At 56.2% G+C, this 25,238-nt stretch carries 27 protein-coding genes and 1 tRNA gene; 13 read left to right on the forward strand and 15 right to left on the reverse strand.

All coding sequences use genetic code 11. From position 1 onward, the window contains the following. Window positions 1–18 precede the first annotated feature (18 nt). The 11 genes from argG to JQU52_RS04540 all read right to left on the reverse strand — a co-directional run bounded on the left by argG (window position 19) and on the right by JQU52_RS04540 (window position 8,547). The gene (gene argG / locus JQU52_RS04490) at window positions 19–1,365 is read right to left on the reverse strand and encodes an argininosuccinate synthase (RefSeq protein ID WP_230339945.1); all 1,347 of its coding nucleotides are present in this window, start codon (window positions 1,363–1,365) and stop codon (window positions 19–21) included. A gap of 149 nt (window positions 1,366–1,514) precedes the next feature. Continuing rightward, window positions 1,515–1,850, reverse strand: a complete 336-nt coding sequence (locus JQU52_RS04495; RefSeq protein ID WP_230339946.1) for a hypothetical protein — start codon at window positions 1,848–1,850, stop codon at window positions 1,515–1,517. A 4-nt stretch (window positions 1,851–1,854) separates the two neighbouring features. Continuing rightward, the gene (gene tyrS, locus JQU52_RS04500; RefSeq protein WP_230339947.1) at window positions 1,855–3,153 is read right to left on the reverse strand and encodes a tyrosine--tRNA ligase; all 1,299 of its coding nucleotides are present in this window, start codon (window positions 3,151–3,153) and stop codon (window positions 1,855–1,857) included. Window positions 3,154–3,190: 37 nt separating this feature from the next. After that, the gene (locus tag JQU52_RS04505) at window positions 3,191–3,565 is read right to left on the reverse strand and encodes a DUF1304 domain-containing protein (RefSeq protein ID WP_230339948.1); all 375 of its coding nucleotides are present in this window, start codon (window positions 3,563–3,565) and stop codon (window positions 3,191–3,193) included. A 164-nt stretch (window positions 3,566–3,729) separates the two neighbouring features. Beyond that, entirely contained in the window at window positions 3,730–4,086 is a 357-nt protein-coding gene (locus JQU52_RS04510; protein ID WP_230339949.1) for a hypothetical protein, read from the reverse strand. A gap of 248 nt (window positions 4,087–4,334) precedes the next feature. Beyond that, window positions 4,335–4,808 (reverse strand): glycine zipper domain-containing protein, encoded by a 474-nt coding sequence (locus JQU52_RS04515; RefSeq protein ID WP_230339950.1) that lies wholly within the window; start codon window positions 4,806–4,808, stop codon window positions 4,335–4,337. Between the two features lie 313 nt (window positions 4,809–5,121). Continuing rightward, a complete protein-coding gene (locus tag JQU52_RS04520) occupies window positions 5,122–5,955 on the reverse strand; it encodes a VanW family protein (protein WP_230339951.1) in 834 nt (277 codons plus the stop codon). 98 nt (window positions 5,956–6,053) lie between these two features. Further along, window positions 6,054–7,145, reverse strand: a complete 1,092-nt coding sequence (gene ychF / locus JQU52_RS04525; protein WP_230339952.1) for a redox-regulated ATPase YchF — start codon at window positions 7,143–7,145, stop codon at window positions 6,054–6,056. Between the two features lie 136 nt (window positions 7,146–7,281). Next, window positions 7,282–7,356, reverse strand: a tRNA-Arg gene (locus JQU52_RS04530). Between the two features lie 12 nt (window positions 7,357–7,368). Then, window positions 7,369–8,343 (reverse strand): polyprenyl synthetase family protein, encoded by a 975-nt coding sequence (locus JQU52_RS04535; protein WP_230339953.1) that lies wholly within the window; start codon window positions 8,341–8,343, stop codon window positions 7,369–7,371. Between the two features lie 51 nt (window positions 8,344–8,394). Next, window positions 8,395–8,547, reverse strand: coding sequence for a hypothetical protein (locus tag JQU52_RS04540; RefSeq protein WP_230339954.1), 153 nt, complete (start codon window positions 8,545–8,547; stop codon window positions 8,395–8,397). Window positions 8,548–8,594: 47 nt separating this feature from the next. Here JQU52_RS04540 and rplU point away from each other — a divergent pair, with 47 nt between their 5' ends. The 12 genes from rplU to argJ all read left to right on the forward strand — a co-directional run bounded on the left by rplU (window position 8,595) and on the right by argJ (window position 19,508). Continuing rightward, window positions 8,595–8,903 (forward strand): 50S ribosomal protein L21, encoded by a 309-nt coding sequence (gene rplU / locus JQU52_RS04545; protein ID WP_230340523.1) that lies wholly within the window; start codon window positions 8,595–8,597, stop codon window positions 8,901–8,903. 18 nt (window positions 8,904–8,921) lie between these two features. Continuing rightward, window positions 8,922–9,194, forward strand: a complete 273-nt coding sequence (rpmA, locus tag JQU52_RS04550) for a 50S ribosomal protein L27 (protein ID WP_230339955.1) — start codon at window positions 8,922–8,924, stop codon at window positions 9,192–9,194. 221 nt (window positions 9,195–9,415) lie between these two features. Continuing rightward, window positions 9,416–10,564 carry a GTPase ObgE gene (obgE, locus tag JQU52_RS04555; RefSeq protein ID WP_230339956.1) on the forward strand — a complete coding sequence of 383 codons (1,149 nt, stop codon included), beginning with the start codon at window positions 9,416–9,418 and terminating at the stop codon, window positions 10,562–10,564. A 92-nt stretch (window positions 10,565–10,656) separates the two neighbouring features. Then, the gene (locus JQU52_RS04560) at window positions 10,657–11,145 is read left to right on the forward strand and encodes a copper resistance protein NlpE (protein WP_230339957.1); all 489 of its coding nucleotides are present in this window, start codon (window positions 10,657–10,659) and stop codon (window positions 11,143–11,145) included. Window positions 11,146–11,346: 201 nt separating this feature from the next. Next, window positions 11,347–12,870 carry a ubiquinone biosynthesis regulatory protein kinase UbiB gene (gene ubiB, locus JQU52_RS04565; RefSeq protein ID WP_379060849.1) on the forward strand — a complete coding sequence of 508 codons (1,524 nt, stop codon included), beginning with the start codon at window positions 11,347–11,349 and terminating at the stop codon, window positions 12,868–12,870. Between the two features lie 392 nt (window positions 12,871–13,262). Continuing rightward, window positions 13,263–13,592 (forward strand): YegP family protein, encoded by a 330-nt coding sequence (locus tag JQU52_RS04570; RefSeq protein ID WP_230339959.1) that lies wholly within the window; start codon window positions 13,263–13,265, stop codon window positions 13,590–13,592. Between the two features lie 328 nt (window positions 13,593–13,920). Then, window positions 13,921–14,706, forward strand: coding sequence for a phosphatidylserine decarboxylase (locus JQU52_RS04575; protein ID WP_230339960.1), 786 nt, complete (start codon window positions 13,921–13,923; stop codon window positions 14,704–14,706). Between the two features lie 106 nt (window positions 14,707–14,812). Continuing rightward, window positions 14,813–15,967 (forward strand): GTPase HflX, encoded by a 1,155-nt coding sequence (gene hflX, locus JQU52_RS04580; RefSeq protein WP_230339961.1) that lies wholly within the window; start codon window positions 14,813–14,815, stop codon window positions 15,965–15,967. 112 nt (window positions 15,968–16,079) lie between these two features. Further along, window positions 16,080–16,880, forward strand: a complete 801-nt coding sequence (gene pssA / locus JQU52_RS04585) for a CDP-diacylglycerol--serine O-phosphatidyltransferase (RefSeq protein ID WP_230339962.1) — start codon at window positions 16,080–16,082, stop codon at window positions 16,878–16,880. A 45-nt stretch (window positions 16,881–16,925) separates the two neighbouring features. Further along, window positions 16,926–17,384: a DUF523 domain-containing protein gene (locus tag JQU52_RS04590; protein WP_230339963.1), complete on the forward strand. Its 459-nt coding sequence runs from the start codon at window positions 16,926–16,928 to the stop codon at window positions 17,382–17,384. Between the two features lie 78 nt (window positions 17,385–17,462). Next, window positions 17,463–18,266, forward strand: a complete 804-nt coding sequence (locus tag JQU52_RS04595) for a sulfite exporter TauE/SafE family protein (RefSeq protein WP_230339964.1) — start codon at window positions 17,463–17,465, stop codon at window positions 18,264–18,266. Window positions 18,267–18,290: 24 nt separating this feature from the next. Then, on the forward strand, window positions 18,291–19,508 hold the full coding sequence (argJ, locus tag JQU52_RS04600) for a bifunctional glutamate N-acetyltransferase/amino-acid acetyltransferase ArgJ (protein ID WP_230339965.1): 1,218 nt from the start codon (window positions 18,291–18,293) through the stop codon (window positions 19,506–19,508). An 88-nt stretch (window positions 19,509–19,596) separates the two neighbouring features. Here argJ and JQU52_RS04605 read toward each other — a convergent pair whose 3' ends face one another. Further along, a complete protein-coding gene (locus JQU52_RS04605) occupies window positions 19,597–20,643 on the reverse strand; it encodes a L,D-transpeptidase (RefSeq protein ID WP_230339966.1) in 1,047 nt (348 codons plus the stop codon). 156 nt (window positions 20,644–20,799) lie between these two features. Between JQU52_RS04605 and rlmD the strand changes: the two genes are divergently transcribed. Beyond that, on the forward strand, window positions 20,800–22,146 hold the full coding sequence (rlmD, locus tag JQU52_RS04610; protein ID WP_230339967.1) for a 23S rRNA (uracil(1939)-C(5))-methyltransferase RlmD: 1,347 nt from the start codon (window positions 20,800–20,802) through the stop codon (window positions 22,144–22,146). A gap of 163 nt (window positions 22,147–22,309) precedes the next feature. Here the strand turns inward: rlmD and gap are convergent, their stop codons facing one another. The 3 genes from gap to JQU52_RS04625 all read right to left on the reverse strand — a co-directional run bounded on the left by gap (window position 22,310) and on the right by JQU52_RS04625 (window position 25,172). Continuing rightward, window positions 22,310–23,338, reverse strand: coding sequence for a type I glyceraldehyde-3-phosphate dehydrogenase (gene gap / locus JQU52_RS04615; RefSeq protein ID WP_230339968.1), 1,029 nt, complete (start codon window positions 23,336–23,338; stop codon window positions 22,310–22,312). 271 nt (window positions 23,339–23,609) lie between these two features. Further along, window positions 23,610–24,122 carry a hypothetical protein gene (locus JQU52_RS04620; protein ID WP_230339969.1) on the reverse strand — a complete coding sequence of 171 codons (513 nt, stop codon included), beginning with the start codon at window positions 24,120–24,122 and terminating at the stop codon, window positions 23,610–23,612. A 222-nt stretch (window positions 24,123–24,344) separates the two neighbouring features. Further along, window positions 24,345–25,172, reverse strand: a complete 828-nt coding sequence (locus JQU52_RS04625; protein ID WP_230339970.1) for a symmetrical bis(5'-nucleosyl)-tetraphosphatase — start codon at window positions 25,170–25,172, stop codon at window positions 24,345–24,347. Window positions 25,173–25,238 lie beyond the last annotated feature (66 nt).

Below are 25,238 nucleotides of genomic sequence, written 5' to 3' on the forward strand. Positions count from 1 at the left end.
CAGGCAGCCTTAAGCGGTTTATTTCTTGCTGCGGTTGTCCAGTTGCGGCAGCACCGAATCGTGGCCGGGCAGCAGCAGGCCGCTGCCGGCGTAGAGTTCCAGCTTGGCGCGGGTGTCGATGATGTCGAGGTTGCGCATGGTGAGCTGGCCGATGCGGTCCAGCGGGGTAAAGGCGGCATTGTCGACTTTTTCCATGCTCAGGCGCTCGGGGGCGTAGGTGAGGTTGGACGATTCGGTGTTCAGAATCGAATAGTCGTTACCACGGCGCAATTCCAGCGTGACTTCGCCGGTGATGGCGCGCGCCACCCAGCGCTGGGCGGTTTCGCGCAGCATCAGTGCTTGCGAATCGAACCAGCGGCCTTGGTACAGCAAGCGGCCCAAGCGGATGCCATTGAAGCGGTATTGCTCGATGGTGTCTTCGTTGTGGATGCCGGTGAGCAGGCGCTCATAAGCGGTGTGCAGCAAGGCCATGCCGGGGGCTTCGTAGATGCCGCGGCTTTTGGCTTCGATAATGCGGTTTTCGATTTGGTCGCTCATGCCCAAACCATGGCGGCCGCCGATGCGGTTGGCTTCGAGGAATAGCTCAACTGGATCGGCATATTCTTGGCCGTTTAAGGCCACCGGCACGCCTTCGTCGAAGCGCACGCTCACTTCTTCGGGCTTCACTGCTACGTTTTCATCCCAAAACGCCACGCCCATAATCGGCTTCACGATTTTGATGCCGGTATTGAGGAATTCCAAATCTTTGGCTTCGTGGGTGGCGCCCAGCATATTGGAGTCGGTGCTGTAGGCTTTTTCTGCCGACATTTTGTAGTTGAAGCCGTGGGCAACCAGAAAGTGGCTCATTTCATGGCGGCCGCCCAGCTCATGGATAAACTGCGGATCCAGCCACGGTTTGTAGATTTTCAGCGCGGGGTTGGTGATGAGGCCATAGCGGTAGAAGCGCTCAATGTCGTTGCCTTTGTAGGTGGAGCCATCGCCCCAGATGTTGACGTTGTCTTCTTTCATGGCCGACACCAACATGGTGCCGGTAACGGCGCGGCCCAGCGGGGTGGTGTTGAAATAAGGCATGCCGCCGGTGCTCACGTGGAAAGCGCCGCACTGGATGGCGGCAATGCCTTCGTGTGCCAGCTGGCTGCGGCAATCAATCAGCCGCGCTTCGATGGCGCCGTATTCCATGGCTTTGCGCGGAATGGATTCGTAGTCGTCTTCGTCGGGCTGGCCGAGGTTGGCGGTGTAGGCATAGGGCAGTGCGCCCTTCAGTTTCATCCACAACAGGGCGGCGGAGGTGTCCAAGCCGCCGGAAAAGGCGATGCCGACTTTGGCACCCAGGGGCAGGTTTTGCAAAATGGTGGCGTTGCTCATGCGGGCTTTCTGCTGATGATTATCAAAATGGTTTAGGGTGGGGCGCTTCAGGCTACCTTTCAGGCAGCCTGAGAAAAAATCAATCAATCTGAGGCTGCCTGAAAGGCGGCGTGAAGAAAATCAATCCATCCTAGGCTGCCTGAAAAGATTCAATAGCGGTCGCAACGGATTTGTTCGGTTTGGCAAAACATCATCTGGTGGTCGCGCAGGCAGGCTTGTTGTGCTTGACGTTTGGCGCGACCTTGGTTGTCGGACTCGCCTTTATAGGTGGTGGCAAACGGGCTGAGGCGGCACACATAGGTGTTGTTGCCGCTGCCGCTGTTGCTGCTTTGGCTTAAGGCGCGCTCCAGCAGTACGATGCGGTTTTGCAGTTGGCTGACTTGTGCTTCCAGGCGTTGCAGGCGCTGCTCGGTATCGGCATCGGCGGCCAAGGCGTGGGTGGACAATAGGCCGCACAGTACGGCGGCTAAGAAGGTTTTTTTCATGGTATTAAGCCCAAATAAGTAAAGCATGGTTGCGTTTGCCGCGACGCAAAATGGTGTAGCGGCCAAAGCGCTGGTGCGCGGGGGTGAATAAATAGGCATCGTCGGGTTTTTCGGCGGCGTGGTCGGGGTTGTTGCGCTCGGCCGCTTTGCCATTGAGCACCACGGCACCGCTGGCGATAAAGCCGCGCGCTTCTTTATTCGATTTGGCCAAGCCGCTGAGCACCAATGCTTCAGCCACATTCAGTTTGCCGGATACGTTAAATACCGGCAGGCCGTCCAGCGCCAATTGGGCGAAGTCGGCTTCGGTGAGGTCGCTTTGGTCTTCGGCAAACAGGCTGTCTGAAATGCGCTGTGCGGCGGCCAATGCGGCTTCGCCGTGGATTAAGCGGGTCATTTCTTCGGCCAGAATGCGCTGGGCTTCGGGCTTGCTGCCGCTGGCTTTATCTTGCGCTTCGATGGCATCGATATCGGCCACGCTTAAGAAGGTGAAGTATTTAAGGAAGGTGTACACATCGGCATCGGCCACTTTGAGCCAGAATTGGTAAAATTGGTAGGGCGAGGTTTTTTGTGCATCCAGCCACACGGCGCCGCCTTCGGTTTTGCCGAATTTGGTGCCGTCGGATTTGGTGACCAAGGGTAGGGTGAGGCCGTAAGCGGTGGCTTTATTGAGGCGGCGGCACAGGTCGATGCCGCCGGTGATGTTGCCCCATTGGTCGGAGCCGCCGATTTGCAGCAGCACGCCGTGGCGGCGGTTAAGCTCGGCAAAGTCGTAGCCTTGCAGCAGGGCATAGGCAAATTCGGTAAACGAAATGCCCACATCGTCGCGCTCCAGGCGCTGCTTAACCGATTCTTTATTGAGCATGGCATTTACGGAAAAATGCTTGCCGATGTCACGCAGAAAATCCAGGCAGCCCATGCCGCCAAACCAGTCGTGGTTGTTGGCCATGAGGGCGGCGTTGGTGCCGTCGAAGCTCAAAAATGGTGCCAATTGGGCGCGGATTTTGTCTACCCATGCGGCCACGGTGTCGGCGGTGTTGAGGTTGCGCTCCACCGCTTTAAAGCTGGGGTCGCCAATCATGCCGGTGGCGCCGCCCACCAAGGCCACCGGGGTGTGTCCGGCCAGTTGGAAGCGACGCAAAGCCAGCACCGGCAGCAAATGGCCGATGTGCAGGCTGTCGGCGGTGGGGTCGAAGCCGCAATAAAGGGCGATTTTTTGCTCTTGCAGCAAAGCATCGAGTGCTTCGGCATCGGTGGTTTGGGCAATCAGCCCGCGTGCGCGTAAATCCTGAATGATGGAAGTCATGTTGATGGCTTAAATATAAGAATCAAATAAAAAACGATTAGGCTAAATGCACCGCCAGCCACACCAATAACGCGGCGATGGCCGGGCCGCCCTGTTTCCATAAAATGGCCTTATTGGCGGTGGCGGCACCATAAACCGCAGCCACCACCACGCAAGTGAGGAAAAACAATTGCAAGGATGCGGCCAGCGGCGGGCCGGCCAGCACGCTCCAAATCAGCCCTGCGGCCAAAAAGCCGTTATAGAGCCCCTGATTGGCAAACAAACGGCGGATTTCCGGCTGGCTTTGCACGGTTTGGCTGATGCCAAACACCCGTGCGGCCAAAGCCGAGGGAATGGCAAACATTTCCAGCCACAAAATAAACACATGCTCGGCGGCCACCAGCAAAACCAGCACGATCAGCAGGGTATTCATGGTCAACTCCGGTGTAAACGGTAAGGCAGCCCAACCAGAATGCTGGCAGGCTGCCTGAAAGGTATTGTGGCGATGGATAAGGGTATTGTCCATCTGCTCGGTTGGCAATGCGCGCTATATTACACTATTTACGCCGGATTGTAGACGCCCAAGGCTGCCTGAAATCAGCGCAAACGGTGCAAACGCTGGCGGTTGGCGTGGACGCGGCGGCTGAAGGGAAATAAAGAGTGGTTGGCGGTGGCCACCGAATCATTGAGCCATTGTTGGTAGCGGTAGGGGCGGCGCACGTCTAATAATTGGCGTTGTTGCTGGGTGGAGCCCCAAAACAGCCACCAAGTGGCGCACATTTCCTGCATGGCGGCCATTTTTTCCCAATACATGGCCTGATATTCGACCACGGTATTGGCCGACCACCAAGGTTGGCTAAACAGGGTGAGGCGTTGGCTGATTACTTGTGGCGCTTCGGCGGCCATTTGCAGGTTTTGCAGCCACAGCTGTTGCAGGGCGATAAAAGGAAACATGGTGTGTGCTCGCTTCAGTGGCGCGCTTGATGGCCGCCACGGTATTGTTAGTAAAGGATTGAATTATACCGTGTTTTATACACCTGCTTGTGGTTTGCGCCGCAATAAGCTGCCTGAAGTTGTATCAGCCATGGTGAAAGCGGCAATAGGCGGTGCGCAGCGGTGTTTGTGGCGGTGTGGTAATTTTGTTGCACTGCAACAAAACAGGTGCTAAAAATGGGAAAGTAGCGCAACTTTCCCATCAAACATCAGCGCGTATGTTTTGAATGCTGATGGTGGCCATAACGACCCTGTTGATGCCCCCACTGGTTGTTGCCGCGTGATGTCGGCTGTGCTTGAGCATATTGACGCTGCCAGCGGCGGTAATCCTGATAACGGCTGCGCTCTTTACCGGCGAGTTGGTTGCGGCGCGCGGCATCGCGGTAGGCTAGGTATTCGTTTTGTTGGTCAAATTCACGCCCGCCGTAGTAATAGCGGTTGTTGTAGCGGCCTTCGCGACTGTAATTGCGGCTGCTCTGGCTGAGTAGATTGCCCAGTAGGCCGCCGGCAGCAGCGCCGATTAAGGTAGATTGCATATCGTTGCCGCTCATGCTGCCCACCACACCGCCCACGGCAGCACCCACTATGGTGGCTTGGGTCGGGTTCATTTCGGCCATGGCCATGGGTGCAGCGGCCAAAGAGAGGGCGCTAAATACGCTTAGTAAGCGATGATGCAATTTCATGGTGCTGATCCTTGTTGATATAAGCAATAACCGCCGCTGGGTTTCAGGCAGCCTGAAACCCAGCGGCGGTTATTGTGACGGCTCACGCGGCATAAAGTGCGGTTGGTTTGCCTGATTTATGCCAAGCTTAACCAAACCTTGCTTTAGAGCTTGTTTCTGTACTAAATCTGGCGACGAAAAAATCGTAAACGGGCTTTTGGCGAAATAGGGTAATCGCCGTTACAAACACAATATCAAGTTTTGGCGACGGGCGGACGTAGAATTTGAATCGGGTCATGGCAATTCTGTTGCGCTTGGCTGCCTGAAAGGTTGGTTATGGCCGATCTGCATCGGTGCCCTCTTCATATGTTTCAGGCACATAGCTTACCCGGGCAAAATTGCGTGTGACCAGCTCGGTGGCCAGAATTTCACCGCTTTTAAAGCGTTCTTTTTTATGGCGCCAGATTTCGTTTTGGCGGTAAAAGACATTGTTTATCTTTAAAAAGCGGTGTTTTTGCTCGAATACATGATAGGCAAAATCCAATACCGTATCCACCCGCAGCTCCCCTTCCAAGCATTTGTCGGAAAACCATAAATTGATTTGGAAGGTATACGGCGTGTGGTTGGTAAACTGATAATCGCCATAGTTGTAGAATACAGTGGCACCGCTGCCAAACGGCAACACCCGGCCATCGTCAGGGAAAGGATCAAAAGAATGGTGGTGTCGTTCGGTTACTGTTAAAGGGCTGTGCAGCACCAACCAGTGTATCAGATTGGCCAACTGGCAAATGCCTCCGCCCACCCCGGCACGTGCTTGATCAAACGACAGCTCCATGCCAGTCAGATAACCTTTGCGCCGCGTGGGCAAGCCCACCCGGCGGCAAAAAGAGAATACCTCGCCCGGGCGGATGATTAAACCATTGATTGGCTGTGCGGCGATTTTTAAATTGGTTATTTTATTGATTTGCAAATGCTTGTCGCTGTCGCCCAGCTTTTTGATTAGCACCGACTGGTGTTTCTTCACCTGATAAGCCAGTTTTTCGGTGCTTTGTGCGGCCGCATAACGGCGGCCATCGCCATACCAAGCCACATAACGATGCAAGCGCCGCAGCCAAACGGCGATAAAGTACAGGGCAGGATGGTATTGGCTAATTGGTTTGCGCGGCATGGTAGTCATTTATTCAAACAGTTTGGTTAAGGTGCTATCCAAAAGTGTTTAGGCTGCCTGAAACACAAAAGCGCCCGAACAGGCGCTTTTGTATGGATTTAAACATTAAACAAAAAGTGAATCACATCGCCGTCTTTCACCACATATTCTTTGCCTTCGGCGCGCATTTTGCCCGCTTCTTTTGCTTTGGCTTCGCCGCCCAGCGCCACAAAGTCATCATAAGCAATCACTTGTGCGCGGATAAAGCCGCGCTCAAAGTCGGTGTGGATTACGCCAGCGGCTTGCGGGGCGGTGTCGCCTTTGTGGATGGTCCAGGCGCGCACTTCTTTTACCCCGGCGGTGAAATAGGTTTGCAGGCCGAGCAAATCGTAGCCGGCGCGAATCAGGCGGTTTAATCCCGGCTCGGCCAAGCCCATTTCCTGCAAAAATTCCATTTTTTCGCTGTCGTCCAGCTCGGCAATTTCGCTTTCCATTGCTGCACATAAGGCCACCACCGGTGCGCCTTCTTTGGCTGCCAGCTCATGCAAGCGCGCCAGGTGCGGGTTGTTGTCAAAGCCGTCTTCAGCCACATTGGCCACATACATGGCCGGTTTGATGGTGAGCAGGCACAAGGGCTTGATGATTTCGAGCGCTTCGTCGTCCAGCCCGGCCGCGCGCACGGGCTTGCCTTCGAGTAGATGGGTTTGCAGGCGCTCCAGTACCGCCACCAATTTTTGCGCTTCTTTGTCGCCCGATTTGGCCCGTTTGCCTTCGCGCACAATGGCTTTTTCCACACTGCCCAAGTCGGCCAGTGCTAGCTCGGTGCCAATCACTTCGATATCGGCAATCGGGTCTACTTTGCCGGCCACATGCACGATGTTGGCATCGTCAAAACAGCGCACCACATTCACAATGGCATCGGTTTCGCGGATATTGGCCAAAAACTGATTGCCCAGCCCTTCGCCTTTGCTGGCACCGGCCACCAAACCTGCAATATCCACAAACTCCACAATCGCCGGCTGCATTTTTTGCGGATTCACAATTTTGGCCAGCGCATCCATGCGCGCATCCGGCACTTCCACAATGCCCACATTCGGCTCGATGGTGCAAAACGGATAATTGGCCGCTTCAATTCCCGATTGGGTAAGCGCATTAAATAAAGTGGATTTGCCCACATTGGGCAGGCCGACAATGCCGCATTTCAAACTCATGATATTCCTTAAAAACCAGCTGGTAAGCAAATGGGGGCGATTGTAGCACAAAGCAGGACGGCTTTCAGGCAGCCTGCAGGTGAGCGTGGTAGATTAATGGCAAAGCTTGGCGCGGCTTGAATAGCACGAAGATGGGTGGCCTCGCCGACAGGAATCGAACCTGTATTTTACGCTTAGGAGGCATACGTTCTATCCGTTGAACTACGGCGAGGCGGTAAGGGCTTTAAGACAGGCGGGCTACGGAAAGCTCGGCCAGTTCGCGCATGGCGCGGGTGGTGTCGTTGTCGGGCAAGTCGGCCAGGGCGGCCACGGCGTTGTTTACCGCATTTTGTGCTTGGCTGATGCAATAGGCCAGTGCATTGGAATGCAGCACATGATGGTGGATTTTGGCAAAATAGCTGCGGTCGGCGTTTTCCAGCGCTTGGCGCACATCGGCGGCGGCTTCGGTGCTGCCTTGCTGCATCAGGTAAATCAGCGGCAGGGTGGGCTTGCCTTCGGCCAGATCGTCGCCCACGTTTTTGCCGATTTGCTCGGCGCTGCCGGAATAATCCAGCACATCATCAATAATTTGAAATGCGGTGCCCACATACATGCCGTAGTTTTTCAATGCGGCTTCTTGCTGCGCATTCGCACCGGCCAAAATGGCGCCCACTTGGGCGGCGGCTTCAAACAGCTTTGCGGTTTTGTATTGGATGACTTGCAGGTATTCGGCTTCGGTGATGTGGGTGTTGCCGATGTTCATCAGCTGCATCACTTCGCCTTCGGCAATGATGTTGGTGGCATCGGCCATCACTGAAAGGATTTTCATGCTGCCGGAGCCTACCATGAGCTGGAAAGCGCGGGTGTATAAAAAGTCGCCCACCAGCACGGCGGCGGCGTTGCCAAACAGGTTGTTGGCGGTTTGGCGGCCACGGCGCAAGTCGCTTTCGTCTACCACGTCGTCGTGCAATAAGGTGGAGGTGTGGATAAATTCCACCATTGCCGCCAAGGAATATAAAGGTGTGTCGCTGTAGCCCAGTGCTTTGCCGGCCAAAATGGTGATGATGGGGCGCAGGCGTTTGCCGCCGGCACTAATAATGTATTGGCCGATTTGCGAAATCAGCACCACTTCAGACTGCACCGCTTGGTTGATTACGGCATCCACTTGCGCCAAGTCGCCGGGCAGGTTTTTTTGAAAGTAAGGCAGGTTTTCGAGCATGGCTTTAAGGGGTTTCGGCAGGCGGGCGCACGCGTAAAGATACGCCCTTGGCTAATCGGTGTGGGCGGGATTATAACAGCATTGCGCCTTGGCTGCACCGCCGTGCACATGCGTGCGGGTGTGGTTTTCAGGCAGCGTTGGCGGATTTTGGGTGGCAAAAGTTTTGACAAAACAGACGGGTGTGCTTACAATGCGCAGTTCCACATTTGTTGTGTGGTTTGATTAAATCCAAGATTCTTATGGAGTTGAGTATGTACGCGGTCATAAAAACCGGCGGTAAACAATACAAAGTTACCGTTGGCCAAAAATTGAAAGTAGAACAGATACCAGCCGAACTCGACAGCCAAATCGAACTGAATGAAGTTTTGATGATTGCTGACGGCGAAGCGGTTCAAGTGGGTGCACCTTTTATTTCAGGTGCCAAGGTAACGGCCAAAGTGGTGGCGCATGGTCGCGGCGAGAAAGTACGCATTTTCAAAATGCGCCGCCGCAAGCATTACCAAAAGCGCCAAGGTCATCGCCAAAATTTCACCCAAATTGAAATTGTGGCAATTGCGTAATAGTTAAGGAGTAAACAAATGGCAACCAAAAAAGCAGGCGGTAGCTCACGTAACGGCCGCGATTCAGAAGCCAAACGACTGGGTGTTAAAGCCTTTGGCAGCGAACTGATTCCCGCCGGTTCTATCATCGTGCGTCAGCGCGGTACCCGTTTTCACGCTGGTGACAACGTGGGCATGGGCAAAGACCACACCTTGTTCGCCAAGGTAGACGGCTATGTGGAGTTTAAAGTGAAAGGCGCTTTGAACCGCAAAACCGTGAGCGTGCGCCCCTACACCGGCGCCGACGAATAATTTTCGTCTTCGCGATAAAGCCCTGTCGTAGCGACGGGGCTTTTTTTATTGTGTATTCTGCCTTGTTTGGAAGTGCGGATTTTGCCAAATTACACGATATAATAGTGGCAGATGGTTTTTCAGGCAGCCTTGGGCAAATGAAAAGGCTGCCTGAAAAACCATTTTGCGGATGAATAGCCGGATTGTGCTGCTCATCGCTTAATCAATAGGAAAACGAAAACATGAAATTTATCGACGAAGCCAAAATCGATGTGGTGGCCGGACGTGGCGGCAATGGGGCGGTGAGCTTTCGGCGCGAAAAATTTGTACCGCGCGGCGGCCCCGATGGCGGCGATGGCGGGCGTGGCGGCAGTGTGTTTGCGCTGGCCGATGAAAACATCAACACATTGGTGGAATACCGTTTTGTGAAGCGCTACCAAGCCAAAAACGGCGAAAAAGGCCACGGTGCCGACCGCTACGGCAAAGGCGCGGACGATATCGAGCTGCATATGCCGGTGGGCACGCTGATTCGCGATGCCGACACCGATGAAATCGTGGCCGACCTCACCCACCACGGCCAGCGTGTGTGCTTGGCCAAGGGCGGCAAGGGCGGCTTGGGCAATATCCACTTTAAATCATCGGTCAACCGTGCGCCCAAGCAGGCCACCCCGGGCGAAGAGGGCGAAGCGCGCGCCTTGCAATTGGAATTGAAAGTGCTGGCCGATGTGGGCTTGCTGGGCATGCCCAACGCCGGTAAATCCACCTTGATTAGCGCCGTGTCGGCCGCGCGCCCCAAAGTGGCCGACTATCCGTTTACCACCCTACACCCCAATTTGGGCGTGGTGCGCATGGACGAAAACCACAGCTTTGTGATGGCTGATATTCCCGGCTTGATTGAAGGCGCCGCCGACGGCGCTGGCTTGGGACACCGCTTTTTGAAACATTTGGCACGCACCGGCCTGCTGCTGCATGTGGTGGATATTGCCCCGTTTGATGAAGCCACCGATCCGGCGGCCGAAGCGCTGGCGATTGTGAACGAGTTGCGCCGCTACGATGAAACGCTGTATCAAAAACCGCGCTGGCTGGTGTTAAACAAATTCGATATGCTGCCTGAAGATGAACGCGCCGAACGCGTGGCCGCCTTTTTGGCCGCTACCGGCTGGCAGTTCCCCGAGCCGGACGATCGCTTTACTTTCGATACCGAAACCCCGCGCCTGTTTTGCATCAGCGCCTTGGCACACGAAGGCACCCAGGCTTTGGTACAGGCCATCCAGCGCTACTTAACCGCCAAAAAGCAGCAATACACCGCCCAGGATGAAACACAGAACGCCGCAGAGGCAGCGGTTTTGCCCGCCGACAGCACCGATACCTCAGTATTAAAACCGGAATAAGCGGGAACCTGGCCGGGCCGGATGGCTCCTACTCACAGGGCTTGGGTTTGCAAACCCATATCATCTCAATGACTCAACAAGGATTTAAAGACATGATGAAACGTATGCTCCCTTTATTGTTGGCCGGCTTGGTATTGGCGGCTTGCGGCGGCAACACCGCAGCAGACAACCCACCCACCCCGGCAGCCTCGGCAGCGCAGCCTGCATCTGCGCCGGAAACCATTGAGGCCAGCGCTGTTGCGCCGGATATGCACAATGCCCAAAACGCACTGGATTGGAACGGCACTTACCAAGGCGTGCTGCCGTGCGCTTCGTGCGAAGGCATTGCCACCGAGCTGGTGTTGAATGACGACGGCACCTACCGCCTCACCGAAGACTACCAAGGCGGTAAAGAAGCGCTGAAAGAAACCGTAACCGGTAAATTCACTTGGTTGCCGGGCGGCAGCGTGGTGCAATTGGATGCGGCCGCCGACCAGCGCCAGTATTTTGTGGGCGAAGGCCAGATTAAACATCTGGATGCCGACGGCAAAGAAATCACCGGCGAATTGGCCAACAATTATGTGCTGAAAAAAGTGCAATAAATCGGCTTATAGTGGATTAAATTGGAATTAAGACAAGGCGAGCCAACGCAGTATTAGTTTCAATTTAATTCACTATAAAAACACACAATAGGCTGCCTGAAACCGTTCAGGCAGCCTGTTTTTTATCCACAGCAGGGTGGCAGGAATTGTTTTACAATAGCGGCCTTGTCATCAATCAGATTAACGGAATGGGTTGCCATGCTGAAATGGCCGAAACGGTTTTGGGTGATTGTGCGCACGCTGTATGTTTACGGCCTGTTGGCGCTGCTGCTGCCGCACATCCGCCCGCGTTGGCTGCAAAAATTATGCGCCCGCCTGCCGCAAGGGCGCCATGCCGACAAAGCACCGGCAGTGCGTTTGCGGCTGGCCTTGGAAGAGCTGGGGCCGATTTTTGTTAAATTCGGCCAAGTGCTGTCGACCCGCCCCGACCTAATTGCACCCGACTACGCCCGCGAGCTGGCCCAGCTGCAAGACAATGTGCCGCCGTTTGACGGCGCGGTGGCGATGGCGCAAATCGAAGCCGGTTTGGGTAAGCCCGTGGCCGCACTGTATGCCCGCTTTAACCCGCAGCCGGTGGCCAGCGCCTCGATTGCACAGGTACACGAAGCCCATTTGTTTGACGACAACGGCGGCGTGGGCGAAAAAGTGGCGGTAAAAGTGTTGCGCCCGCAAATTTTGCCGGTGATAGAGCAAGACTTGGCGCTGATGCAGTTTGGGGCGGTGTGGATTGAGCGTCTGCTGGCCGACGGCAAACGCTTAAAGCCGCGCGAAGTGGTGGCCGAGTTCGACAAATACCTGCACGACGAGCTGGATTTGATGAAAGAAGCCGCCAACGCCAGCCAGCTGCGGCGGCAGTTTGCAGGCAGCACCATGCTGCTGGTGCCGCAAGTGTATTATGATTATTGTGCGCGCAATGTGCTGACCATCGAATGGATGGACGGCACCCCGATTGCCGATATCGCCGTGCTCAAAGCACAAGGCATTGATTTAAAACAGCTGGCGCGTTTCGGTGTGGAGATTTTCTTTACCCAAGTGTTTGACAACGGCTTTTTCCATGCCGATATGCACCCGGGCAATATTATGGTGGCCGCCGACGGGCGCTATATCGCGCTGGATTTTGGCATTGTCGGCAGCCTCACCGATTACGACAAGCGCTATCTGGCCATCAACTTTCTGGCCTTTTTCAATCGCGATTACCACCGTGTGGCCACCGCCCATATCGAATCGGGCTGGGTGCCGCCAGACACCCGTGCCGAAGAGCTGGAAGCGGCGGTGCGCGCCGTGTGCGAGCCGATTTTCAACAAGCCTTTGTCGCAAATTTCTTTTGGGCTGGTGTTGATGCGCCTGTTTGAAACCAGCCGCCGCTTCAATGTGGAAATCCAGCCGCAGCTGGTGCTGCTGCAAAAAACCCTGCTCAATATCGAAGGCTTAGGCCGCCAGCTCGACCCCGATTTGGATTTGTGGGCCACCGCTAAGCCGTTTTTGGTGCGCTGGATGAACGAGCAAATGGGCGTTAAAGCGCTGTGGCGCAACCTGAAAACCGAAGCGCCGGATTGGGCGCAAATGCTGCCCAGCCTGCCGCGCAAAATCAATATGCTGGTGGACGAGCGCCGTCAGCAGGAAATGCGTGATGCCTATATCCATTTGGTTAAAACCCAGCAACGGCAAAACCTGTGGCTGGCCTTGATTGCGCTGGCTTTGGTGGGGATTTTTCTATTGAAATAGTGTTTATTAAAGATATAGTGTTTATTAAAGATATAGTGCAATTAAAGGCTGCCTGAAACCGGTTTGGATAAAAACCCTGTTTCAGGCAGCCTAAGTGTTTTGTAAAATGCAGATTCTGTCGCTCCTGCGCAGGCAGGAGCCCAGCTTGAAGCGCAGCTTCATTTTCTAAAAATGAGTGATAAGCAAAGCGCTGCTTTGCACTGGGCACCTGCCTGCGCAGGTGCGACTGAGTGCGGTTTTGCCAAAGCTTCAGCCTTATCTCTTAATCCTACACCCGCAAAGATTGACAACGCCCGCAGCCTGTTCCTATAGTGCGCAACTGTAGTTGCTGTTTGCAGTGCCCTTTTTTAATCATCTGATTTTTCTATATTATCTGCAAAAGGAGTGGCAAGATGGCCGAGTTTATTCTCAGAAAAACCGACAGCGGGCAGTTCAATTTCAGCCTCAAAAACGATGCTGACAAAACTTTACTCAAAAGCGAACAATACAACAGCAAAGCTTCAGCGCAAAACGGCATTGAGTCGGTGCGCACCCATGCGCCCACGGCAGCACGCTACGAGCTGAAAACCGGTGAGTCGGGCAAGTTTTATTTCAATCTTAAATCCGGCAACGGCCAGATTGTGGGCACCAGCGTGATGTATGCCAGCGAAGAAGCGCGCAACACCGCCGTGGCCGAAACGCAGGCGGTGGCCGCCGCTGCGGGCGTGGTAGAGGATTTGTAAACACCGAACAGAGCAGCCCCAAAAGCAAAGCAATCTGCCGTTTCAGGCAGCCTTCAAAAATGATAAGGCTGCCTGAAACGGCATCATTGTTTGCGGCGGCAGCCAGCAGCGGAATGCGGTATAATCCACAGCGATTTTGTTACTTTGTATACCATCATAAAAAATAAAATAACAAGGCGAAACTGATTTACTTGGTGCTTTAAGCACTCTAGTAAATTAAATCGTTCTCTTTGAGTTGAGCCGCAGGCCGTATACCCAGTACGACAAGGTGACCCAACGCAGTTAGCTTATTTTTTAGGATGGGTATTATTTCCATAGGAGCATTGCTTTGGCCCGTTTTTACCCTCATCCGGTTATCGCCCGCGAAGGCTGGCCGTTTATTCTTGGCAGCGTGCTGATTAGCGTGCTGGCGGCGTTGTTTTGCGGCTGGTGGTCGCTGCCTTTGTGGCTGCTTACCGCCTTTGTGGTGCAGTTTTTCCGCGACCCCGCACGTGAAATTCCCACCGACCCCGAAGCCATCCTCAGCCCGGCCGACGGACGTATTGTGGTGGTGGAAAAAACCACCGATCCCTATCGCGAAGTGATGGCGCTGAAAATCAGCGTGTTTATGAATGTGTTTAATGTGCACTCCAACCGCAGCCCCATTGATGGCACCGTGGAGCGGGTAGACTACATTAAAGGCAGCTTTGTGAATGCCGACTTAGACAAAGCCAGCACCCAAAACGAACGCAACGCCGTGTTGGCGCAAACCCGCAGCGGCCGCCCGGTTACCTTTGTACAAGTGGCCGGCTTGGTGGCGCGGCGCATTTTGTGCTATGTGGGCGCCGGTGAAATGATTACCCGCGGCCAGCGCTACGGCTTTATCCGCTTCGGCTCGCGCGTGGATGTGTATTTGCCGGTGGATGCCACGCCCTTGGTGGCGATTGGCGATAAAGTGAGCGCCAGCAGCACCGTATTGGCACGCCTGCCCCTGGAAGCGGGTGAAGACAGCACCGAAAACGCCGCCGCCACTACCGACAGCATCCCCGCCGTTCAAGCTGACGATGATGCCGTGGTGGCCGATGCCGCCAAATTGGCACAGCAAGCCGCCGAGCATATTGCCCGGCAAGGTTGAGGTGTAACCGGCTTTCAGGCTGCCTGAGACTGATTGACTTTCTTCACGCTGCCTTTCAGGCGGCGTGAAAGGCTTTTTTTATTGAGTATTTTAAGAAGCAACCCTTATGGCCACCGCAACTGCTTTCCCCGTAGACAAAAGCCTTGAACACCCCGAGCGCGTGTTGCTGGTGGGTGTGATGCTGTCTGCCGACTACCACGGTGCCGCCGAAACCCGTCAGCGCCTGTTTCAGGCAGCCTTGAATGAAGCGGCGGAATTGGTGGCGGCCAGCGGCGGCGAAGTGGTGGATGTGCTCAGCAGCAGCCGCGACAGAGCGCATAGCGCCTTATTTGTGGGCACCGGCAAGGCCGAAGAGCTGGCCGCAGCCGTGGCGGCGCAGCAGATTGATTTGGTGGTATTTAACCACGAGCTCACGCCCACGCAAGAGCGCAATCTGGAGCGCGCGCTGCAATGCCGCGTGCTCGACCGCGTGGGGCTGATTTTGGCCATTTTTGCCCAACGGGCGCAAAGCCAAGAAGGCAAGCTGCAAGTGGAGTTGGCGCAGCTAACCCATTTATCCGGGCGGCTGGTGCGCGGCTACGGCCATTTGCAAAGCCAGCGCGGCGGCATCGGCCTGAAAGGGCCGGGCGAAACGCAATTGGAAACCGACCGCCGCTTAATCGGCCACAAAATCAGCGCCTTGCAAAAGCAATTGCAGCAAGTAAAAAAACAGCGCGCCACCCGCCGCAAAAGCCGCATGAACAGCAGCCTGAAAACGTTTGCGTTGGTGGGCTACACCAACACCGGCAAATCCAGCCTGTTTAACCGCTTAACCAAGGCTGAAGTGCTGGCCAAAGACCAATTGTTTGCCACGCTGGACACCACTGCGCGGCGTTTGTATTTGTCGGACGCGGCCAGCGTGTTTATCACCGATACGGTTGGCTTTGTGCGCGACTTGCCGCACAAATTGGTGGCCGCTTTTGCCGCCACGCTGGAAGAAACCGCTCTGGCCGATGTGTTGCTGCATGTGGTGGACGTGAGCCACCCCGAATTTGAGCGCCAAATCGACGATGTGAACACCGTATTGGCCGAAATCAAAGCCGCCGAAGTGCCGCAACTGCTGGTGTACAACAAAATCGACAAGCTGGCGCAAAACCAACAGCGCCCCGGCATCTTGCGTGCGGCCGACGGCACCCCGGTGGCGGTGCGTATTTCCGTGGCCAGCGGCGCCGGTTTGGCTGATTTGCGCAGCGCCATGATAGAGCTGGCCTTGGCCAAATAGGTGTGGTTGGCGCAGCGCCACCATACAGATAGGCTGCCTGAAGTTTTAATCGTGTTGCACCGGCCACACTTGCACAGGCTGCCTGAAACCCCCACTCAGAACCCCAATAACCATGACAACCGATACCCCTCAACAAACCCCGCCCGAATCCCCCATTCCCGCCCGTGGTCGCCTGCGCGACAACAGCATCTACTTGCTGCCCAACGCCTTTACACTGGCGGCGCTGTTTGCCGCTTTTTACGCCATCACCCAAGCCATGCACGGCCATTACGAAACGGCGGCGGTGTCGGTGTTTATCGCCATGCTGCTGGACGGTATGGACGGGCGCGTGGCGCGGTGGACCAACAGTCAAAGCGCTTTTGGCGAGCAAATGGATAGCTTGGCCGATATGGTGAGCTTTGGTGTGGCGCCGGCGCTGATTGCCTATAAATGGCAGTTGTTTCAGTTTGGCAAGGTGGGCTATTCCATTGCCTTTATCTACTGCGCCTGCGCCGCCTTGCGCCTGGCCTTGTTTAATACCTTAATCGGCAAGGTCGACAAAAAATGGTTTATCGGCATCCCCAGCCCCACCGCCGCCGCATTGGTAATCGGCTTGGTGTGGGTGAACCACAGCTTTGAAAAGCTGCCTTATGTGGGCTGGCTGTGTTTGGCGGTAACATTGTTTGCCGGGTTTTCGATGGTGGTGCAGATTCCGTTTTGGTCGTTTAAAGAAATCAACATCCGCCGCAAAGTGCCGTTTTTTGTTTTGATTTTGGCGGTGCTCGGTTTGCTGGTGGTTACGTGGCAGCCTTCGGTGGTGCTGTTCGGTTTTTTCTTGGCCTACAGCGTGTCCGGTTATGTGCATTACGCTTGGCGCTGGCTTAAAAAACGCCGCCAACGCGCCGCACGCGCGGATGATTCAGGCGCAGCATAGCGCCGCCGTTGCGTTGTATCACCAACGGCATAATGGAGAGTGGGAATGGAGCAAAACACAAACGAAGAAGTAGTGCTGGTGAGCGCCTGCTTATTGGGGCAGCCGGTGCGCTACAACGGCGGCGGCTGCGCTGATCCGGCGCTGGTGTTGGCGTTGGCGGAAACCGAAGTGATACCGGTATGCCCCGAACACTTGGGCGGCTTGCTCACGCCACGCCTACCGGCCGAATTACAGGGCAGCGACGGTGCGGCCGTGCTGAACGGCTGCGCCCGCGTGTGCGATTTAAGCGGCGCTGATGTGTCGGCAGCCTATGTGGCCGGTGCCCATGCGGTGTTGGCCTTGGCGCAACAACACGGAGCCACCCGCGCGGTGCTCAAGCAAAACAGCCCTTCTTGCGGCTGCGGCCAGGTTTACGATGGCGGCTTTCACAACCGCATGGTGGCCGGTGACGGCGTAACCACTGCCTTGTTGCGCCGCCACGGCATTAAGGTCGAATCACGTTGAATCGCCAAATCGCTTTTCAGGTAGCCTTTAAGCACAAAACACGTCAATTTAATCCACTATAGAAAGCAAACCAACCTTATGTGGGATATACAGCTGATTGCCGCCGTGCTGGCGGTGAGTGCCGCTGCCGGTTTTCTGGCCGGGCTGTTGGGCATCGGCGGCGGCATGGTGATGGTGCCGGTAACGCTGTGGGTGCTGCATGCGCAAGGTTTGGATTCGCCGCACACGCAGCACATCGCCATCGGCACCTCTTTTCTGGTGATGGTGTTTACCGCTTTTTCCAGCGCATTGGCGCAGCACCGCAAGCAAGCGGTGCGTTGGGATATTGTGCGCGGCATGGTGCCGGGGCTGATGATGGGTGTGGTTACCGGTGCCGTGCTGGCGCGCTTTATTTCGGCCAAAAATTTGCAATTGTTTTTTATTGTGTTTGTCACCGTGGTGGCCATCCGCACGCTGCGAAATATCAAACCCCAGCCCACGCGCACGCTGCCTAGCCGTGGCGGTATGGCGGCGGTGGGCGGTATTATCGGGGTGATTTCCAGCTGGGTGGGCATTGGCGGCGGCGCTATGTCGATGCCGTTTATGATGCGCTGTAATGTATCCGTGCGCGAGGCGGTGGGTACTTCGGCGGCATTGGGCTGGCCGATTGCGGCATCCGGCGCACTGGGTTATCTGGTGGCGGGCTGGTCGGTACCGGGCTTGCCGGCGGGCACCTTGGGCTTTTGGTATTTGCCGCTGGCGGCGATGATGGCGGTGGCCACGGTAACGGTGGCGCCCTTGGGGGTAAAGGTGGCGCACACCTTGCCGCCGGAAAAATTGAAAACCGCCTTCGGCGTGCTGTTGTTGGTGATTGCAGCACAAATGCTTTACCGTTGGCTGTAAACAGCATTCAAGAGGAAGAACATTATGGCAGTGAATTTACAGGCCGCTGATGCGGCACAGATTTTGGCCATCGACGGCACGCAGGTGTATGTGGGCCAGGCCGGGGTGAAAAAAGCCGGGCGCGATGATTTAACCTTGGTGGTGCTCAATGCCGCCAACAGTGTGGGCGCGGTGTTTACCCAAAACCGCTTTTGCGCCGCGCCGGTGCAAATCGCTAAGCAGCATCTGGCCGCCGATGCGGGTATTCGCGCCTTGGTGATCAACACCGGCAATGCCAATGCCGGCACCGGCCAGCAAGGGCGCGATGATGCACTGGCGGTGTGCCGCGCCGTAGCCGAGCAAGTGGGCTGTGCGCCCGAGCAAGTGCTGCCTTTTTCCACCGGCGTGATTCTGGAGCCGCTGCCGGTGGCCAAAATCACCGCCGCGCTGCCCACGGTGAAGCCGGTGCATTGGTCCGACGCCGCTGCGGCCATCATGACCACCGACACCGTGCCCAAAGCTGCCAGCCGCACCCTGTATATCGACGGCCATAAAGTGCATTTCACCGGCATTGCCAAGGGTGCGGGCATGATTCACCCCAATATGGCCACCATGCTCGGCTTTGTGGCCACCGATGCGGCGATTGCGCAGCCGGTATTGCAGCAAATGGTGGCCGAAGTGGCCGAGGTGTCGTTTAACGCCATTAGTGTAGACGGCGATACCAGCACCAACGACAGCTTTGTGGTGGTGGCCACCGGCAAAAGCGATTTGCCCAAAATCAGCGCCGTGGCCGACACCAATTACGCCGCCGTGAAAGCGGTGCTGGCCGATTTGGCGCTGGAATTGGCGCAGGCGATTGTGCGCGATGGCGAAGGCGCCACCAAATTCATCACCGTGGCGGTAAAAAACGCCCGCAGTAGCGAAGAAGCGCGTGCCGTAGGCTATGCCATTGCCCGCTCGCCGTTGGTGAAAACCGCTTTTTACGCCAGCGATCCCAATTTAGGGCGGATTTTGTGCGCCATCGGCTATGCGGGGATTGCCGATTTGGATGTGGATGCCTTGCAAGTGTATTTGGGCGACGTATTGGTGGCCGAACACGGCGGCCGTGCCGCCAGCTACACCGAAGCGGCGGGGCAGGCAGTGATGGCCGAAGCGGAAATCACCGTCACCGTGGATTTGCATCGGGGCGAAGCCGCCGCGCATATTTATACTTGCGATTTTTCCAAGGAATATGTGGCGATTAATGCCGATTACCGCAGTTGAAGTGTATTTATTGCAAGGCTGCCTGAAAGCCCAGCTTCTGCGAAGCCAAAACTTTTCAGGCAGCCTTGTTGTTATGCTAGCCGCCGGTTTACAGCAATTGCTTGAGCATGGTTTCTTCCGGCGTGTCGCTGGCCGGCGGCACAGCCACGGGTGCGGTGTTGATGGGTTTGAGTTCGCGTACTGGCGGTGTGCTCGCCGGTGCCGGTGTCAGTGGTTTCTGCGTGTGCGGTGCGGGATTGTGAGACGACGGCACCGGATCGGTTAGCGCTTCCACGGCGCTGCCTTCGGGCAGGATTTGGTCTTGCTCGGGCACGCTGGGCGGGGTGCCGAATACCGCTTTCGGGCTGACCAAGTCACCACTGCCGCTTTGCCAAGCCAAGGCACTGAGTTTGCCTTGTACTTTGTTTTGCGCGGCGGTGCAGGTAACGCACACCAAACGGCCATTGCGTTGGGTGAGCGTATGGTTAACCCGTTGGGTGTTGATTTTGAGCTGGTTTTGCGCTGCCCAGTTGGTCATGCTGTTGTTTAGCGCACTGCGGTCGAGGTTTTTTTTGTTGTAGGGGTCGCGGTAGGCAGCCAGCCACAAATGCCCGGCTTCGTCGACATTAAGCGAAGCCAATTGGTATACCACTGCCGCATCGGCACCGCTGCGCACCGATTTGGCAAATTCCAGCGCATTCGGGCTTTGCATACGCACGCAGCCGTGGCTGCGCACACCGGGTACGCTGCCCGGGGCATTGGTGCCGTGGATGCCCAAGCCCAGCTTGGGATCGCCTAGGCGCACAAACACCGGCCCCAGCGGGTTTTTAGGCCCCGGTGGAATGGTGGTTTGCACTGGCTGCCCTTTGGCCGCCATTTCACGCTGAATGCTGCTGGGAATATGCCAAGTGGGGTTGTAGGCCTTAGCGCCGATTTTGTACTCGCCCAAGGGGGTGCGGGTGGTGTTTTTGCCCACCGCCACGTTGTAGCTTTTCAACAGTGTGCCGTTTTGATACAGAAACAGTTTCAGCTGGGGGATGTTGATCACCACCTGCTGGCCTTCAGCCGGCGGGGCGAAATCGGGCAGCGGCGTATTGGCCCAAGCCGGGGCGCTCAACAGGCATAAGGCCCAGCAATGCAGTGTAATTTTTTTCATGATTTTGCTTGATTTAATCAGATAAAACGAAACGCCATCATACCCGAATTGAATTGTTTTGTATGCAAATCATCCGGGTGGCGGTGGTTTGCGCTAACGAGGTGTGGATTTTTGGTACAACAACACAAGTCAGGCCGCCGGGCGGCGGGGAAAACCATGGCCGCCAACGGCGCAAGGCTGCCTGAAAGCGATATTTGCCTGCACGGCATTGACCATGAAGGCCGCGGTGTGGGGCGTTGGCAAGGCAAGGCGGTGTTTGTGGCCGGTGCCTTGCCGGGTGAAACCGTGCGCTGGCGCTTGCGGCAAGACAAAAAATCGTTTGCCTTGGGCGAAGCGGTGCAGATACACCGTGCCAGCGCTCAGCGGGTAGTGCCGCCGTGTCCGCTGTTTGCTCATTGCGGCGGCTGTGCTTTGCAGCATGTGGCCGCCGAAGCACAAGTGGCTTTGAAGCAGCGGGTATGGGAGGAGCAAATGCAGCGCTTGGGCGGCGGGATGCCGCAGCAGCTATTGCCGCCCATCTACGGCCAGCCGTGGCACTACCGCCAGCGCGCCCGTTTAAGTGTGGGCAAAACCGACAGCGGCGAAATGGCCTTGGGTTTTTTGGCGCGCGGCTCTAAGGCGGTGGTGGATATGGATGCTTGCTTGGTGCTGCCTGAAGCGGTGAGTGCGGCTTTGCCACGGCTGAAACAGCGGTTGGCTGCATGGCAGGAGGCGATTGGCTTGGCATCGATTGCGTTTAGCGATGGCGAAGACAGCTTGGTGTGGGTGTTGCAGCACCGCCATGCGCTCACCAATGCGGCATTGGCGGCTTTGCAGGCGCTGGCGGCCGACGAAAATCAGCACCAAGGCAAGCCGTGGCATTGGTATACGCAACACCAAGGCAGCTTAACGCTGCTCAGCGCAACAGCCACCCCCGCCTTGTGTTACCGCTTGCCGGAATTCGGCATCACCATTGCCTACCGCCCCGATGATTTCACCCAGATCAACCGCCACACCAATGCGCTGATGGTGCACCGTGCCATGCAGTGGCTGGCGCCGCAGCCGGGCGAGCGCATGGTGGATGCCTTTTGCGGCTTGGGCAATTTCAGCCTGCCGATGGCGCGCTTGGGTGCGCAAGTGCTGGGTATTGAAGGCGTGGCCGATATGGTGGCGCAAGCGCAGGCCAATGCCGCCGCCAATGGCTTAGCGGCACAATGCCGCTTTGCGGTGGCCGATTTGTTTGCCGCCGATGTGGCCATGGTGCAGCAGTGGGGCATGGCCGATAAATGGCTGTTGGATCCGCCGCGTGCGGGGGCGTATGCGTTGGTGCAGGCCTTGGCAGCCTTACCGCAGGCGCAGCGCCCGCGGCGGCTGGTGTATGTGTCGTGCAATCCGGCCACATTGGCACGCGATGCAGCGGTGTTGGCGGCGGCAGCTTATGTGTTCCGCGCTGGCGGGATTATGAATATGTTTGCCCAAACCGCGCATGTGGAATCGCTGGCGGTGTTTGATTTGGCGGGATAATGGCAGGCTTTGATGATACTGATAATAAAGGCTTATGTTAATAAAGGCTTATGTGCATTGTTTTAAATGATAAAGGCTGCCTGAAAGCAAAGCTTCTGTGAAGCGAAAACCTTTCAGGCAGCCTTTGTTTGAACGCGTGGTGCATGACCACCACCATAGCGGATTAGTCCAATGCGGTTACCGGCATGCCGAACAAGGCGCGGGCGGTGTTGAGCATTTGGCAGCTAAAGCCCCATTCGTTGTCGTACCAAGCCAGCACTTTCACCATATTGCCGTTGGATACTTTGGTGAGGGTGCTGTCGAAGGTGGATGCTTGGGTGCTGTGGTTAAAGTCCATCGACACCAAGGGCAGGGTATTGTAGCCGAGGATGTTTTTCATGGCGCCTTCGCTGGCGGCTTTAACCAAGGCGTTGACTTCTTCCACGCTGGTGTCGCGGCCGGCTTCAAAGGTTAAATCCACCAGTGATACATTGATGGTGGGCACGCGCACGGCAAAACCGTCGAGCTTGCCTTTCAATTGCGGCAGTACCAAACCCACGGCTTTGGCGGCGCCGGTTTTGGTGGGAATCATGTTTTCCACGGCGCTGCGGGCGCGGCGCAGGTCTTTATGGCGCACATCGGTGAGCACTTGGTCGTTGGTGAAGGCGTGGATGGTGGTCATCAGGCCTTTATTGATGCCCAAGCCGTCGTGCAGCGCTTTGGCCACGGGGGCTAAGCAGTTGGTGGTGCAAGAGGCATTGGAAACCACGGTCATATCGGGGGTGAGCACATCGTGGTTAACGCCGTACACAATGGTGGCGTCCACATCGTCGCCGCCGGGGGCGGAAATCAGCACTTTTTTAGCGCCGGCATCCAAGTGTGCTTGGCATTTTTCTTTGCTGGTAAAGGCGCCGGTGCATTCCATCACCAAGTCCACGCCCAAATCACGCCACGGCAGCTCGGCCGGGTTGCGGGTAGAGAAAAACGGGATTTTGTCGCCGTTGACAATCAAGTGGGTGTCGTCATGCGACACGGCTGCCTGAAAGCGGCCGTGTACGGTGTCGAATTTGGTCAGGTGGGCATTGGTTTCCAAGCCGCCGCTGGCATTCACCGCCACAATTTCAAATTGGTCGCGCAGATTGTATTCGTAGATGGCGCGCAAAATTTGGCGGCCGATGCGGCCGTAGCCGTTGATGGCGATTTTCAAACTCATGGGGGCTCCTTGGGGAATAATGATGGCCAAATAGGCGAAATTATAGCCGAAATTACGGGGGGATGCAGCTTGAAACTACAGGGGATTACAGCAGGTGTGGGTGGCGTATGGGGTGACAATTCATTGAAGAATAAGGCGTGGTGCGCGTGGCGTACCCTAATAATGGATTTGTTTTTGAACACGGGGTTTGTCCAGACGATGGCCGCCAAATAGAACCGCCCGCTATGCTTAAAGCGCATAGCGGGCGGTTGGGTTAACGAAACCGGCAGGCTTATTTTTTAACAGCTTGGTTCAGTTTGGCGGTTTCTTTTTTATCCAGTTTGCAGTATTTCACCACAATTTGATCCACCATCATCTCTTTGCCGTTGACCACTTCTTTGCCCGGCTGGGTGAGCATATTGCCGCCCACTTTATCAACGGTGGCGGCGGTGGCTTTATCGGCTACCCAGCGGATGCCGCTTTCGGAGGTAAAGCTGTTGCTGTCTTGCTGGCTGCGGTCGCGGTAGAGCACCGGTGAGGCTTGTTGTTTGTAGAGCACTTGGGCGGCCACGACTTCGTTGCCCTGGAAGCCGTACATCACGCGCACGGTTTCATTGGCTTTGGCGCCGCAGCGGTAGGCCACTTCTTTTTTGCCATCGATACTGGTAACCGGCTGGGCAGGTGTGGCCGCCGTGCTTGCGGGGGCTTCGGTACTGGCGGTGGTTTGGGGGGTGGCATCGCCTTTGGCGGCACAGCCGGTTAAGGCCAGCATCAGGGCGGCGGCGGGAATCAATAAAGTTTTCATGCGGCAATACTCCATAAAGGGGAACATAATAAACACAGCATTGGCTTGGAGCAGATTGTGGCGCTTCGGTTCGGGCGCGTAAAGTGGTTGGTGGCGGCGATTGGAATCCCGGGTGGTGCGATGGTTGGGTAGTCAATGGGTTTGTGGATGACAAGGGTGTTGATAATGCAGATTTATTGTGGGCGCTTGCCTATTGTCGGATGGGGTTTGGGCGGTGCTGCTTTAGCGTGCCTTTGCCCAATTTAACCGGCTTTGACTGGCCACTTGGTGGATTTGGCCGCTATTTAAGTTGGCGGCAGTGAGGGTGCCGCCCCACAAGGCGCCGGTGTCGAGCCCCAAAACGCCGTTGTTTTGATAAAGCCCCAAGGCCGACCAATGGCCGAACACCACGGTGTGGCTGCGGTGTTGGCGCTCGGGGGCGTCAAACCAAGCGCGCAAGTGTGATGGCATATCGGCCAGGGTGGCTTTGAAATCAAAATCCATATCGCCATCTAAAGTGAGCGCGCGCAGGCGGGTGAGGACGTTGGTGGTGAAGCGCAGCCGCTCGATGCCGCTGTGTTCGGGGTGGTATTGCAAGGGGGTGTTGCCGTACATATGGGCGAAAAACCCGGCCGGGTTGGGTTGGCGGATGGCGGCTTCCACTTCGGCAGCCAGGGTTTGGGCGGTGGCAATGTTCCATTGCGGCCACAAGCCGGCGTGCACCAGCGCATGGCTGTGGTTGTGCAGCAGCAAGGGCTGGGCGCGCAGCCAATCGATCAGCGCCAAGCGGTCGGGCGCGTTGAGGATGTCGTTTACGGTGTCGCTGCGTTTTAAACGGCCATAGCCATAAGCCAGCGCCAGCAAATGCAGATCGTGGTTGCCGAGCACGGTTTGCATGCTGCTTTCGTGTTGCTTGACCCAGCGCAGCGTGGCCAGCGATTGCGGGCCGCGGTTGACCAAGTCGCCGGTGAGCCACAGGGTGTCGGCACCGGGGTTGAAGCCGATGTGCGCCAGCAAGGCCTGAAATTCGGCAAAGCAGCCTTGGATGTCGCCAATTGCGTAATGAGCCATACGGAATCGATAGGTGATGGAGAGGGCAGTTTTGGCTGCGCAGAAGATTTATTTTCAGGCAGCCTA

The organism is Paralysiella testudinis (genome assembly GCF_016894345.1).
Lineage (GTDB): Bacteria > Pseudomonadota > Gammaproteobacteria > Burkholderiales > Neisseriaceae > Paralysiella > Paralysiella testudinis.